13 protein-coding genes are annotated in these 13202 nt (G+C 54.1%); 4 read left to right on the forward strand and 9 right to left on the reverse strand.

From position 1 onward, the window contains the following. Window positions 1-26: 26 nt before the first annotated feature. From FHS30_RS16285 to prsK, 5 genes are all read right to left on the reverse strand, one after another. Window positions 27-770, reverse strand: coding sequence for a PEP-CTERM sorting domain-containing protein (locus FHS30_RS16285; RefSeq protein ID WP_183911592.1), 744 nt, complete (start codon window positions 768-770; stop codon window positions 27-29). Between the two features lie 219 nt (window positions 771-989). Next, window positions 990-1631 (reverse strand): PEP-CTERM sorting domain-containing protein, encoded by a 642-nt coding sequence (locus FHS30_RS16290; RefSeq protein ID WP_183911593.1) that lies wholly within the window; start codon window positions 1629-1631, stop codon window positions 990-992. A 221-nt stretch (window positions 1632-1852) separates the two neighbouring features. After that, window positions 1853-2254 (reverse strand): fibronectin type III domain-containing protein, encoded by a 402-nt coding sequence (locus tag FHS30_RS16295; protein ID WP_183911594.1) that lies wholly within the window; start codon window positions 2252-2254, stop codon window positions 1853-1855. Between the two features lie 137 nt (window positions 2255-2391). Then, window positions 2392-3753, reverse strand: coding sequence for a PEP-CTERM-box response regulator transcription factor (gene prsR / locus FHS30_RS16300; RefSeq protein ID WP_183911595.1), 1362 nt, complete (start codon window positions 3751-3753; stop codon window positions 2392-2394). After that, on the reverse strand, window positions 3737-5833 hold the full coding sequence (prsK, locus tag FHS30_RS16305) for an XrtA/PEP-CTERM system histidine kinase PrsK (protein WP_183911596.1): 2097 nt from the start codon (window positions 5831-5833) through the stop codon (window positions 3737-3739). Before prsK ends, prsR begins: the two co-directional genes overlap by 17 nt. Before the next feature lie 246 nt (window positions 5834-6079). On the opposite strand from prsK, the gene FHS30_RS16310 reads away from it, so the two are divergent. Next, window positions 6080-6952: a sugar nucleotide-binding protein gene (locus FHS30_RS16310; RefSeq protein WP_183911597.1), complete on the forward strand. Its 873-nt coding sequence runs from the start codon at window positions 6080-6082 to the stop codon at window positions 6950-6952. Window positions 6953-6966: 14 nt separating this feature from the next. Here the strand turns inward: FHS30_RS16310 and FHS30_RS16315 are convergent, their stop codons facing one another. The 4 genes from FHS30_RS16315 to FHS30_RS16330 form a co-directional block, all read right to left on the reverse strand. Next, on the reverse strand, window positions 6967-7626 hold the full coding sequence (locus FHS30_RS16315; RefSeq protein WP_183911598.1) for a PEP-CTERM sorting domain-containing protein: 660 nt from the start codon (window positions 7624-7626) through the stop codon (window positions 6967-6969). Window positions 7627-8086: 460 nt separating this feature from the next. Next, window positions 8087-9298 carry a beta-ketoacyl-ACP synthase I gene (gene fabB / locus FHS30_RS16320; protein ID WP_183911599.1) on the reverse strand — a complete coding sequence of 404 codons (1212 nt, stop codon included), beginning with the start codon at window positions 9296-9298 and terminating at the stop codon, window positions 8087-8089. Between the two features lie 114 nt (window positions 9299-9412). Beyond that, a complete protein-coding gene (gene fabA, locus FHS30_RS16325; protein WP_183911600.1) occupies window positions 9413-9937 on the reverse strand; it encodes a 3-hydroxyacyl-[acyl-carrier-protein] dehydratase FabA in 525 nt (174 codons plus the stop codon). A 136-nt stretch (window positions 9938-10073) separates the two neighbouring features. Further along, window positions 10074-11036: a polyprenyl synthetase family protein gene (locus FHS30_RS16330; protein ID WP_183911601.1), complete on the reverse strand. Its 963-nt coding sequence runs from the start codon at window positions 11034-11036 to the stop codon at window positions 10074-10076. 219 nt (window positions 11037-11255) lie between these two features. Here FHS30_RS16330 and rplU point away from each other — a divergent pair, with 219 nt between their 5' ends. The 3 genes from rplU (at window position 11256) to cgtA (ending at window position 13196) form a co-directional block, all read left to right on the forward strand. After that, window positions 11256-11567: a 50S ribosomal protein L21 gene (gene rplU / locus FHS30_RS16335; protein WP_183911602.1), complete on the forward strand. Its 312-nt coding sequence runs from the start codon at window positions 11256-11258 to the stop codon at window positions 11565-11567. Window positions 11568-11584: 17 nt separating this feature from the next. Further along, a complete protein-coding gene (gene rpmA, locus FHS30_RS16340) occupies window positions 11585-11845 on the forward strand; it encodes a 50S ribosomal protein L27 (RefSeq protein ID WP_183911603.1) in 261 nt (86 codons plus the stop codon). Window positions 11846-11984: 139 nt separating this feature from the next. Continuing rightward, on the forward strand, window positions 11985-13196 hold the full coding sequence (cgtA, locus tag FHS30_RS16345; RefSeq protein ID WP_183911604.1) for an Obg family GTPase CgtA: 1212 nt from the start codon (window positions 11985-11987) through the stop codon (window positions 13194-13196). Window positions 13197-13202: the final 6 nt, after the last annotated feature.

Here is a 13202-nt window from a genome sequence, read left to right on the forward strand (position 1 = left end):
AGCAGTGTGGAGACTGCGTGAGTGGTTTACGCTTTTACGCGACGGCGGGCTGCGCCCAATCCGAGTAGGCCTAAGCCCAAAAGCAGAACTGTGCCTGGCTCTGGCAGACGGCCTACGGTGACATCGTCGATGCCCCAGCCATCATTGCCGTTGCTATTGTTGAATGTTAGCGTGGCGCCCATGATGTTCATGCTGCTTTTAACCGAAACATAACCCATGTTGCCGCTCGCTAAGTAAGGCGAGATCACGTAGGAATCTGAGTAAGTACCGTCGTCAAAAAGCAACGTGAGTGTTGCGCCAACATCGGAGGCATCTGCCATGAAGAAGCCAAAGGCGTTCATGCCTGCCGTGGTGATGTTGTCGAAATCCCAAGTAACGACCTTCGCATCATTACTGTCCAACCAAAAGTCGGAATCATCGGAAGCCAGCGATTCACGGCCGAATTCACCGGTTTTGCTACTCTCGATCATCAGGTGGTCGTTGTGAAGATTTGCTCCAGCATTGCCTGCAGTAACCAATGTAAAAGTACCCACATTGGTGCTGTAGGAAGCTGCATGTCCTTCCCAACTGTTTTGATCAGTGGTGCCATACGATGGGGCTGAACCTAAGCTGTTGAAGTCTTCAACAACGGTAGGGCCTGCGAGAAACGCCATGAATGCCGCTTCGCCAGCTGCGGCGTTAGAATCGTAGTTAACTACAACGCTAGCGCTTGCCAGTGATGACGCAAATAGCGCGCCGCCAATAAGGGCGGATTTGATAATACCTTTCATGCTTGATCCTTCCTGTGGACGCAAAATGATAAGTGTTGGTTAACGCTAGTGGTCTAGCTTGGACAGATAAAGCAATAACCAGGCCACCGCGCTTAAGTCCTTCTTTTTTATAAGGATTTCATGTTATCTGGTACGCGTGTTTTTATAAGGTGTAAGAAACTTCGACAATAAAAAAGGGCCCGTTAAGGGCCCTTTGATTGGATCGCACGTGCCGCAGATTTAGCTCTGCAGTGAGCGTCTGCGCGCTGCCGCTAGGCCCATGAGGCCCAACATAAACAGCGCTAGGCTGCCAACTTCTGGCACGCCGACAATTTCCATGGCTGTCACATAAAACTCTTCACCGGCATAGGCCATAGAGAACACCGTGCCCGCTTTCACAAAGAAGGTACCAATGCTAGTGGCGCTGGTGTAGCTGCCGATGGGCTTCTCTGAATCTTTACCTGCAGTTAAGGTGCTGACGCCATCGTTGGTGATGTTGATCCAGTCGCCCACCAATGATTTGTCGTCATCGTGGTAGTTGTTAACCCATAGGTTTTTGATCCATACGTCGGCATCGAAGACAAAGCTGAGCTTTTCGCCGGTGGTGACATTGTCATCACTGGCAGGGCTGCATTGGTCAAAAATGTCTAATACTTTACATACGCCTAGGCCACCGTAGCCGCTGTCCATGTAGGCATTGGCTGGGTTTTCGCCTGAGTTTGCGGTGATATCAAGGTCGCCCCACCAGCCTGAGTAGGTCAGCACGCTGTAGCCTTTTTCGTTGGCGTTTGCGTCTGCTGCAAAATCGAGCACAGTGGCCTGTGTTGCACTCGCGGTTATCGCCAGTGCTGCGGCAATAATGAGTGATTTAATGGTTTTCATGTGCGTACCTTCCATGTTCGTTGCTTGTTTTTTGTACGGGGTTTTAAGAACAGAAAAAGGAATGCAGGGCGCGTGCCACCCTTAATAATTTCATTTAAATCAAAGGGTTATGGTTTTTTGTGGCGGGGGTAGTTAGGCCTGGTGTAAAAAGCTTCGACAGCGGCAGTCCGATGGTCACAACGTTGCGGCCATCGGTGCTAGAGAGGGCAGTATTTGTGGCGTTAATGCATTGCTTCGAGTTCGACAAACTGACTGTAGAGCCCGTTGTTGTCATAGGCGGCGATCTCAAATTCGTAGATGCCGTTGAGATCTTCAAAGGTGTAGTTGACCACTTCGATACCCTCGAAGACGATGTAAGTGAAATCGGCATCGAACTGTTCGCGGTAACGAATTTCAAAGCCGCCAATTTCTTGGGGGAGCAGCGGGTCACCGTTTTCGCGGTACTCCGGTAGGCGCCAAGTGACCAGGGCCTGACCCGAAATAAAATTCACATCCGGTGGCGGTGTAGGGGTGACTATGGGCTGCGGAGTAGGTTCTTCCAGTTCAGCGTCTTCAGAGCCGCCTCCGCCACAGGCGATTAAGGATATTGCGGCGACAATAAGCAGAGTTTTTTTATAGTGCATTTCGAAATTACTAATTATGTTTTTTATTGATATTGTAATGTGGCGATTTAGCGGTACTTTGACAAGTGATTGAGACGACAGTTAATTGCAGTGTGACTGACGTCTCAAGTAGCTGTGTGCATTGGCTATTTTAGACCTTAATGTTCGGCTACTTTGAGTTCGTATTTCTTGATTAGGTCATAAAAGGTTGGCCGTGTTATGCCGAGTAACTTGGCTGCTGTTGAAATGTTGTTGTCTGACATGCTGAGCGCCTGTGTGATGGCGGCCTTTTCGGCCTCACTGCGCACCTGACGCAGGTTGAGGCTCAGCTCATTGCTGGGGCGCAAGCCGAGGTCGTCACAGTTGATCATCTTGCTGTCGGCCATGATGACGGAGCGTTTGATTTTGTTTTCCATTTCGCGCACGTTGCCGGGCCAATTGTGGGCTTCGATTGCGGATATCGCTTCGGGGGTGAAGTCGTTAATGATTTGATTGTGCTCTTTGGCGAACCGGCGCTTAAAGTGACGGGCGAGCAAGACTTTGTCGCCGCAGCGTTCACGCAGCGGTGGAATGGCGACGGTAATTTCACTGATGCGGTAGTAGAGGTCTTCGCGGAATGTGCCCTCGGCCACCATGGTTTCTAAATTTTGGTTGGTGGCGCAAATGACGCGCACGTCAACGGCAACTTCTTTGTGGCCGCCCAGGCGTTCGATTACGCGCTCTTGCAAGAAGCGCAGTAGCTTGGCCTGTAAATTCAGGGGCATGTCGCCGATTTCATCGAGAAACAGCGTGCCGTTGTTGGCGGTTTCTATCTTGCCAAGGGTTTGCTTGGCGGCACCCGTAAACGCGCCTTTTTCGTAGCCAAACAATTCGCTCTCGATGAGGTTCTCTGGCACCGCGGCACAATTGATGGCCACAAAGCGCTGTTCTGCGCGGGGCGACAGGTTGTGAATGGCGCGCGCCATGACTTCTTTACCGGTGCCGCTTTCACCCAAAATGCAGCAGGTGACGTTGGTGGGGGCGATTTTTTCGAGGGTGCGGCAGATTTTAAGCATGGCGGGATCGTTGGTGATCAAGCCGTTGAGCGGTTGCTGCTGCACTTCTTGCAGGCGCCGGTTTTCTGCTTCGAGCTGGTGGATGTGGAATGCTCGCTGGACGATTAGGTCTAGGGCGTTGGGGTCCACGGGCTTTTGGTAGTAATCGTAGGCACCCATACCGATGGCGGTAACGGCGTGCTCGTGACCGGTCTTGCCAGTCATTACGATGATTTTGGTGTGTGGTGCTAAGCGCAGGATATCTTGCACGCACCTAAAGCCTTCTTCGACGCCGTCTTCATCGGGCGGCAACCCCAAATCCTGAATGACCACGGCGGCTTCGTGCTTGCGCACAGCGGTGCTGGCCTCTTCGCGATTTTCTGCAAATACCGTTTCGTACTGCTCGAAGTGCCAGCGCAATTGGCTTTGCAGCCCTCGATCGTCTTCGACAATCAGCAGGATGGGTTTGTCAGTTGAGTTGCTCATAGTGCGTGCGATTTCCTTGCGGCGCTTGCGTTTCTGTTGGCACGTGTACCGGCAGTGAGAAGGTCACTTTGGTGCCTTGCTCCACCTGGCTTACTACGTCCAAGCTGCCCTTAAGTTCCTTGATATATTCCCGCGATAGGTAGGCGCCAATGCCCATGCCTTTGCCCGATTTTGTGGTGTCAAAGGGCCTAAATAAGCGATTGTGAATAAACTCCCAATCCATGCCGCAGCCGGTGTCGCTTATGACAATGGTGGCGCTGTCATCGGTGAGCGAAAGTGTAACATGGACGCTGCCGTCTTCGTCCGTGGCATCTTGCGCATTTTTGATGAAGTGACTGATGGTCATGACCAAGCGCATCATGTCTGCGCGCAGGCTGTGATCGCCATGGGCCAAATCGCTGGTGAGAATTTGCCGGCCGTTTTGGCTTTCGCTGATGGCCTGTTTCACCGCGTCGTAAATGCGGACTTCCTGTACCAATTCGCTGCTGTTGCGTTTGAGCTTTTTCAGCAGGTTGCGCATGCGCTCGACGGAGTTGCTAATGGTGATGATGGCGTCGTCAATGAAATCGGGATTGCGCTTGTGTTTCTCCGCGTTTTTGACCACCAAGGCCTGCTGGGCGATGAGGTTGTTGAGGTCGTGAATAATGAAGGCCACCAGTTTGTTGTAGGTGTCGAACTGGCGGTTTTCTACGAGCTCTTCCGATTGTTGGTGCAGTTTTAAATAGCTGGCCAGCTGGCGGCCCGTGGTTTTCAGTAGGTCGAGGTCTTCCCAGGTGAGCGGTGTGCCGCTCTGCGGTTCGCTCAGCGCCATAAAGCCGATCAATTCGGTACCGGCAATGAGGGGGAAAATTAGCCATAGGCCATCGATGTTTTCCGCCCACAGTGGCAGTAATTCATTGTGTTGGCTCAGGGTTTGGTTGTCTTTTGCCGCCGGGAAAAACACCCATTCTGATTTGAGCAAGGTTTTGCAGAACGGGCTGTTGGCGGGTTCGCTGGCCAGGTGCAGTTGGCTGTTAAGCGCCAGTTGAAACACGGGCACAAAGTGGTCGGATTGGCGCACCCACAGCGCGCCGCCTGGCGCTTTGGTGATGGAGGCGGCGGCTAGAAATGCGCGTTGATTGGCCTCGTTGCCGTCTTCTGTGGGCATGGCTAAAAAATTGATCAGGCGCAGCCACTCAGAGCGGTAATCGTATTTATGTCGAAAGAGGTGTTTGTTCAGTTGTACGGATAGTCGCGCGCGCAGGCGCGATGATACGAGCAGCGTCAAAATTACCAGTGAGGCGCCAATCAGCACGATGCTGTAGACCACTGAGCCCCAGTTGCCGCTGTAGATCCGCACATAGTAGCCACCCAGTGCGAGCACCATGAACAGCGAGCCCACGGCCAACAGCGAGGTGGTATAAAACGCGATGGGGCGCGACAGCGCGATGCTGGCGGGTAGCGGGACTTGGTGACCTAACAGCTGCATGCCAATGGATAAGAATAACGTGACCCCGATGGATACCGCAGCCCGCGATTGCCACAGCAGCGGGTCGAACTCTTGAAAGATGATGGCGTGACTGTAGAGGTAGACGTCGTACAAAAAGAGTGCCCCCAAACAGATGCATATCAGTTTGTTGGGGCGGTTGTTTTGAGTGGCGTAGCGGTACACCTGCTCTACGCCCACGAGGCACGCCACCGACAGCAGCAGTACAAGCCAGGTGGAAACGTGATAGAGCGGTTCAAAGCCAAGCAGGGCGGCGATCAATACGATGGCGGACACTGGCCAGCTCACGCCAAACAGGATGGCTAGGCTGGGGGGTAATTTGTGGCGGGTGGTGCCGATGAGGAGTTGGCGCAGCGCCAAGCTCCAAAAGGCGAAGTGCAGGCACTCGATGACCAGCACATAGTAGGCCGACAAATTGATCCGACTAAAGGTAAGAGCGATGGCGGCCATGTTAATGCCGTGCATGGCGGCGGCAATGGCAAAGCCCAGTAGCAGGCCATTCTTTTGCCTCAGCGTCATCAGCACGGTGCTAAGCACCCAAGCCAAGATGGCGGCACTCATAAACGCTGTGAGCGAGACTTGCGAGAATTCCATAGCAATTAGTCGTCCGTGTCGCGAGGATGCCAGTGTACCCTGTCCCGTACACAGTACAAATGGCGCAGATAAACTATAGTGAACTTTAGTGCCAAGGAACCCGATTTTTCCGAAGGGAGCGGGGGCTTTTGGCGCGCTGTTGGCGTGTCCTGATGGGGTAAATTGTGGCTCGTTTTCTGTGGGCGGGCCTTGTAAAGTAGGGCCCTTGAATTCATCGATTCTCGCGTTAGTGATCTTTAAGCAGTTATGGCCATAACAATTCTTTTGACGGATACGGGGTCCCCGCTGGGGACGGGCTTGCGACAGAAATTCGAGTCCACCACCTTTCGTTTTGTGTCTGATCATCCCGCCGACTTGGACTGGGTGGATCGCGCGCAGGTGAGTGATTACTTGGCCGCGGTTAAGCCCCAACTGATTCTCAATACCACCGGCTGGGGTGAGGGCGCGGCGGTAAAACCAGAATTGTTAGCCAGTGGCGCCGAGTGTCTGGCGCACTGCTTGGCGGGCAGTGAAGTGCCGGTTGTGCACTTATCCAGTTACCGCGTGTTTCATGGCGAGGGGCGAGTCAGTCACGGCGAGCACGATGAGCCCAAGGCGGAAACGGATTTATCGCGTGTGTTTTATCGCGCAGAGCAGGCGTTGTTGCAGGCGGTGCCTCATTCCTTGATCCTGCGGTCAAGCTGGGTGTTATCCACCGAGGGCGGGAGCTTGTTGGCCCGCCTGCTGGCAGATTTTGAGGCGAACAGGGCGACGGTGGTGAGTGACCAGTGGCGCGGCACGCCGGTATCGGTCTCGGATGTGGTGCGCGCCGTGTACGCCATTACGCAACAGATTATCTATGGCGCCGAAAATTGGGGGGTGATGCATTTCGGCAGTAGCGATGTGTGCTCTGAATTGGTCTTTGCCAACAAAGTGCGAGATATGGTGTTGGCGGACACTGGCCGAGAACTGACGCTGGAAGAATTGGAGACCCCCACCGACAACAGCGCGGTGTTGGAAATGCGTCGCTTGCGCGAAAACTTTGGCGTTCAACCCCGGTCGTGGCGACAAGGGTTGAAGCCAGTAGTGCATCGCTGGTTGGCGACGAAAGGTTTACTCAGTGAATCGGTCGAATCCTGATGACCGCTTTGAGTTTAGGTCAAGGTTTGCTTGCGTCCAATAACTAGCCCGGCGATACCTAACAGCATAAGAATCAGCGAGCTGGACTCGGGCACACTGGTGGTAAATTCTATGCCAGCAAGGTACCACTCGGTATCGAAGTCGGTTCCGTGCCAGCTTTCCACATCGAGTCGATCTGTCAGGAAATCAACTGCGGCATAGCCCGCTGCGTTGGTGACCGCACTAGGGCCACACCCCACTGTGGTGGAAAGGCAGGTTGTCATGCCGGATACAGCACCGTGGTTGGTGAACCATAGGCCGGTAATGTGCACTGCACTGGAAAACATCAGGCGAATACTTTCGTAGCCCACATTGTTGTCGGCAGAGCTGTCGCCAAGGTCAGCGGATTCCGCTGAGCCAAGGCCGCCACCACCGGGCACGATGTCGTGCCAAGCAACGATGTCGGCTTCGGTATTCCACAAATAGGCCGACACATCCAAGGTGACACCAGAACCACCAAAGTTGAACCAAGTGAGGGTGTCTGCACAGACGTCACCCGCCGAACACGCTGCGCCGCCGGTGGTGCTGTCGGGTGCGCCTTCGTAATTGGCATTGGACGAGTCAAAGCTGACCGTATATGCCATGCAGGGGAGCGTTAGCGTTAGCAATGCTAGAGAAAGAAATAATTTTTTCATCACACTGTCCTTTTCATTTTTTGAAAAAGGGGCCTTACTGCCTTGCCCCGATGAGATCGCCTTAGCATGAGCTGCCGAGGCGGGCTCGTAATTTTGCAAAAAACTTACCAGCTGGGCGGGGCGTAGAAAAATGTGTGATAGCGCGCCTGCGATGACGGTTAAATAATGTCGAATTTAGCAGTAACCGCTGTGTTGCTTAGCGTGATGAGCGATGAAAAATTGAATTTTGGCGTGTCATTAATTTTTATAAGAAAAGCGTTAGTTAAATGCAATTTCATTAATTGATGAACGGAGAATTGGTTAGTTTAAATGCGTCTAATGGGATTGGGGGTGGTGAGCGTGGTAATTTTTCCGGTGCGCGTAAGTTGTAAAATATGTTGACAGGTTGCAAGTTTTTTTGGCTTAAAAAAGAAAGGCGTCCAATGGACGCCTTTCTTTTGGGTAACGATTAATTTAAAAATTAATCGAGTTTTTCAAATACCAGACAGGCATTGGTTCCACCAAAGCCAAAACTGTTCGACATGGCGCGCTTGATGCCGACTTCTTTGCGCTCGGTCAGGATGTTGAGGCCCGCAGCTGCGTCGTCCAGTGTTTCCACGTTGGCGCTGGCGCACAGGAATTTGTTTTCCATCATCAGCAGACAGTAGATGGCTTCTTGTACGCCGGTGGCGCCCAGAGAGTGGCCAGTCAATGACTTGGTTGAGCTGATGGCGGGAGACTTGCCGCCAAATACGCGCTGAATGGCACCCAGCTCTGCCACATCACCCACGGGCGTCGAAGTGCCGTGCGAGTTGATGTAATCGATGTCACCGTTGACGGTGGACATGGCCATCTTCATGCAGCGCTCAGCGCCTTCGCCCGAGGGGGCAACCATGTCATAGCCGTCAGAGGTAGCGCCGTAGCCCACCAGTTCCGCGTAAATTTTTGCGCCGCGGGCCTTGGCGTGTTCGTATTCTTCCAAAACTAAACAGCCGCCGCCGCCGGCGATCACAAAGCCGTCACGGTTGGCATCGTAGGCGCGCGAGGCCTTTTCTGGCGTTTCGTTGTATTTGGTGGACAGGGCGCCCATGGCGTCGAACAGTGCGGTTAGCGTCCAGTGCTCTTCTTCGCCGCCGCCGGCAAACACGATGTCTTGCTTGCCCATTTGAATCAGTTCCATGGCGTTGCCAATGCAGTGGGCACTGGTGGCGCAGGCGGAGCTGATGGAGTAGTTGTAGCCTTTAATTTTAAAGGGCGTGGCTAAACACGCGGAAACAGTGGAGCCCATGGTCTGGGTTACGCGGTAAGGACCCACGCGCTTGATGCCTTTTTCGCGGGCGATATCGGCAGATTCCACCAAATTGGCAGAAGAGGCGCCGCCAGAGCCCATGATCAAGCCGGTGCGCTCATTGGAGACCTGATCTTCGTTCAGGCCCGCATCGGTGATGGCCTGCTGCATGGCCACGTAGGAGTAGCCTGCGGCATCGCCCATGAAGCGCAGCGTTTTGCGGTCGATGTGTTCTTTCAGGTCAATGTCGACGACGCCTGCCACCTGGCTGCGAAAGCCTTTGTCGGCGTATTCTTGTTTGAAGCGAATGCCTGAGCGACCCTCACGCAAAGCTTCGGTAACCGAAGCTTTGTCAGTTCCCAGACAGGAAGTGATGCCTAAGCCGGTAACTACAACGCGTTTCATATATGACCTCTGATTGTTTAACGCCGACCGCGCAGGTGATGCGCAGCTGCTTGCGTGCAGCGGTTGTTATTGCTGTTGGGCCGGCGAGCCGGCCGCTGCTGCAGTGTTCAATAATTAAAAGGAATCGGTGTTGGTAAACAGCCCAACCCGCAGATCTTTGGCGAAATAAATATCTTTGCCGTCTACAGAGACGCGACCGTCGGCAATTCCCATAACTAATTTGCGCTCGATGACGCGCTTTAAGTTGATATGGTAGGTGACTTTTTTGGCGGTGGGCAGGATTTGGCCAGTGAATTTAACTTCACCTGAGCCCAGCGCGCGACCGCGGCCTTTGTTGCCTTTCCATGCCAGAAAGAAGCCCACCAACTGCCACATGGCGTCTAAACCTAAGCAGCCAGGCATGACCGGGTCGCCCGGGAAGTGGCAATCGAAGAACCACAGGTCGGGGGTGATATCCAGCTCGGCGATGATTTCGCCTTTGCCGAACTCGCCACCTTGCGCAGAGATATGGGTGATGCGATCGAGCATCAGCATATTGGGTACGGGCAATTGAGCATTGCCTGGGCCGAACATACGGCCGTGGCCGCACTCAAGGAGGTCTTCGCGCGCGTAGGCGTTCTTGCTGTCTTCAGGGATCATATGTCGCCTATTTTAGGTTGGGGGCCCGACGTTGCTGGGCCGAATGGCCAAAAGTGATAAGGCCTAATCTGCAAAGCTCGCCATTCTACCGGCTGAGCGGGGCTTGTCTAGCCTGCGGGTTTAGGTGGACTGGGGCTTAATGGTCGCGGTCTACGCTGAAATTGGCCAGCGTCACCAGTGCTCTTTTATAGTCGGAGTCGGGCAATTCGGCCAGTTGAGCGATGGCTTGTTGGGCTTGGGTGCGGGCTGCGTCAAGGGTATAGGTGGCGCCGCCGGTGGTCTCCACAATCGCCACGATGGCATTTAGCTGGGTGGCGTCGCCAGCGCGTAACGCGTTGGCCACGACGTCAGCCTGATCTGGCGTGCCCACCTGCATTGCGCGCAGCAGGGGCAGCGTGGGCTTGCCCTCGGCCAGATCGTCGCCGACATTTTTACCCAGTGTGGCGGCATCGCCCTGATAGTCCAAGGCGTCATCAACCAGCTGAAAGGCCAGCCCCAGGTGGTAGCCATAGGCGCGCAGCGCCGTGCGCATGCTGGCGTTGGCGCCGGCCAGTACCGCGGCGGTTTCGCAGGCAGCTTCGAACAGCGCGGCGGTCTTCTTGTGGATGACTGTGTAGTAGTCGGCTTCGCTGATGTCGGGGTTTTTGGCATTGACCAGCTGTTGCACTTCACCTTCAGAGATGGTGTTGGTGGTGTCTGCCAGTATGCCCATGATGTCCATGTCGCCGATGCGCACCATCATTTGAAAGGCGCGGGAGTAGAGGAAATCGCCCACCAGCACGGACGGAGCATTGCCCCATTGGGCGTTGGCGGTCGGGCGGCCGCGGCGCAGGGCGGACACGTCCACCACGTCGTCGTGCAGCAGGGTAGCGGTGTGGATAAATTCGATAATCGCCGCAAGTTCAAGTCTTGCTTCTTTCTTATAGCCAAGCGCATTGGCGCATAACAGCACCAGCAGTGGGCGCAGGCGCTTGCCGCCGGCCTCGACCAAGTAGTGCCCGATATTCTCTACCAAGCCCACATTGGAGTGGAGTTGGTCAACGATAAGTTGGTTTACCTGCTCAAAATCGCTGGCAACGGCTTTGTGAAATGACAGCATTGGGGGTCACTTGGCTTATGGATAGGGCGGCTCGCATGCTAGGCAGGGGGCGTGGGGGTGTCAAGGCCGGAGCAGCTGTACAAAAAAGCGGCTTGCAGTGTTTGGGGGGTTAAAGTAGAATCGCGCACCCTGAAATTGCATACGACGCAAGTTGATAAAACGCGAGCCTTGGTGGGTAAGCTACTTCGTGTCGTCCAATTTTGTGAATTGGAGCGGTAAATGTACGCAGTATTTGAAAGCGGTGGTAAGCAACATCGCGTAATCGAGGGTGAAACCCTCAAGTTAGAGAAAATTGAAGTAGCAACCGGTGAAACCATTGAGTTTGACAAGGTTATGCTGGTCGCCGATGGCGATAAAGTTTCTCTAGGTGAGCCTTTGCTGAAAGGCGCCAAGGTAACAGCGGAAGTCGTTAGCCACGGTCGCGGTGACAAGGTAACAATTGTCAAATTCCGTCGTCGTAAGCACTCGATGAAGCGTCAAGGTCATCGTCAGTGGTTTACTGAAGTTAAAATCACTGGCATTAAAGCTTAATAGAGGAGTATTGACTCATGGCTCACAAAAAAGCTGGCGGTAGTACGCGCAACGGTCGCGATTCCGAAAGTAAACGCCTTGGTGTTAAGCGCTTTGGTGGCCAGGTAGTTCTGGCGGGCAACATTCTGGTACGTCAGCGTGGTACACGTTTCCACGCAGGTGAGAACGTAGGTGTAGGTAAAGACCACACCTTGTTTGCCAAGGCTACCGGTGAAGTGAAATTTGAAGTTAAGGGCGCCAAGAATCGTAAGTTTGTAAGCATTATTCCTGCTGCATAATTTCGATTTACGTCTGATGTTTAAAAAGCCCTGTCGTCCGCGATAGGGCTTTTTGCGTTTTTGGTTATTTGGTTTAGATCGCTCGGATATTGGCTAGAATGTAAGCCAACAACAAGGCCTTACGGGGCAGGAGTTACGCGTGAAGTTTGTAGATGAGGCACCTATTTTTGTGGTTGCCGGAGATGGTGGTAACGGCCTCATGAGCTTTCGCCGCGAAAAATTTGTCGCCAAGGGCGGCCCCGATGGCGGCGATGGCGGCGACGGCGGCAGCGTTTACTTGGAAGGTGATGACAGTCTTAATACGCTGATCGACTACCGCTACCAGCCTAAGTACCGTGCAGAAAACGGTAAAAAGGGCGGTTCTGCGCAATGCACCGGTGCCAAGGGTGCCGATGTCATTCTTAAAGTGCCAGTCGGTACCACGGTGATCGACGCCGATACCAATGAAGTGTTGGGTGATATGCGCGCCCATGGCGAGCAGCTGCTGGTGGCCAAAGGCGGCTGGCACGGCTTGGGCAACCTGCGTTTCAAGAGCTCTACCAACCGCGCGCCGCGCAAGACCACCCACGGTACCGAGGGGCAGAAGCGCAATCTTAAATTAGAGCTAAAAGTGCTGGCGGACGTGGGTTTGCTAGGCTTACCGAACGCGGGCAAATCCACATTCATTCGCGCGGTCAGTTCCGCGAAGCCCAAGGTGGCCAACTACCCGTTTACCACGCTCGTGCCCAATTTGGGGGTGGTGAAGGTCCAGGCGCACCGCAGCTTTGTGGTGGCAGATTTGCCGGGCTTGATCGAGGGGGCTTCAGAGGGTGCCGGGCTCGGTATTCGTTTCTTGAAGCACCTCACGCGTTGTCGAGTGCTCTTGCATTTGGTGGATATGGCCCCATTCGATGAGAGTGATCCCATTCACAACGCGTTGGCTATTGAGCGCGAGTTGGCGTCTTTCAGTCCCACCTTGGCGGCACGTGAGCGCTGGTTGGTGCTGAACAAGGCAGATTTGTTATCCGCTGAAGAGTTCGACGCGCGCTGTAAGGCGTTGGTGGATGCTATGGCCTGGGAAGGGCGGGTATTTAAGATTGCCGGTATTAACCAGCAGGGTACCGATGCGCTGGCTGGCCAATTGATGGATCGCCTAGAGGCTATCTGGGAGGCCGAATCGGAAGACCCAGACTTGGCCGAGGCCGAGTTGCAGGCGCAGGCGCAAATGCAGCAGGAGGCGCGCGAGCGTATTGAAGAGCTGCGAGAGCGTTATCGGGCGCGTAAGCTGGAGCGTAAAGCTGCCGGCCACGACGACGATGACGATGACTGGAACGAAGACGACTATGACGTTGAATTCGTTTATGAACCTTAAAAATTC

It is taken from the genome of Simiduia aestuariiviva, assembly GCF_014192475.1.
GTDB classification, from domain to species: domain Bacteria; phylum Pseudomonadota; class Gammaproteobacteria; order Pseudomonadales; family Cellvibrionaceae; genus Simiduia; species Simiduia aestuariiviva.

Coding starts and splice junctions, on each gene's coding strand:
- FHS30_RS16285 (WP_183911592.1), bottom strand. CDS start 770: ATGAAAGGTATTATCAAATCCGCCCTTATTGGCGGCGCGCTATTTGCG.
- FHS30_RS16290 (WP_183911593.1), bottom strand. CDS start 1,631: ATGAAAACCATTAAATCACTCATTATTGCCGCAGCACTGGCGATAACC.
- FHS30_RS16295 (WP_183911594.1), bottom strand. CDS start 2,254: ATGCACTATAAAAAAACTCTGCTTATTGTCGCCGCAATATCCTTAATC.
- prsR (WP_183911595.1), bottom strand. CDS start 3,753: ATGAGCAACTCAACTGACAAACCCATCCTGCTGATTGTCGAAGACGAT.
- prsK (WP_183911596.1), bottom strand. CDS start 5,833: ATGGAATTCTCGCAAGTCTCGCTCACAGCGTTTATGAGTGCCGCCATC.
- FHS30_RS16310 (WP_183911597.1), top strand. CDS start 6,080: ATGGCCATAACAATTCTTTTGACGGATACGGGGTCCCCGCTGGGGACG.
- FHS30_RS16315 (WP_183911598.1), bottom strand. CDS start 7,626: ATGAAAAAATTATTTCTTTCTCTAGCATTGCTAACGCTAACGCTCCCC.
- fabB (WP_183911599.1), bottom strand. CDS start 9,298: ATGAAACGCGTTGTAGTTACCGGCTTAGGCATCACTTCCTGTCTGGGA.
- fabA (WP_183911600.1), bottom strand. CDS start 9,937: ATGATCCCTGAAGACAGCAAGAACGCCTACGCGCGCGAAGACCTCCTT.
- FHS30_RS16330 (WP_183911601.1), bottom strand. CDS start 11,036: ATGCTGTCATTTCACAAAGCCGTTGCCAGCGATTTTGAGCAGGTAAAC.
- rplU (WP_183911602.1), top strand. CDS start 11,256: ATGTACGCAGTATTTGAAAGCGGTGGTAAGCAACATCGCGTAATCGAG.
- rpmA (WP_183911603.1), top strand. CDS start 11,585: ATGGCTCACAAAAAAGCTGGCGGTAGTACGCGCAACGGTCGCGATTCC.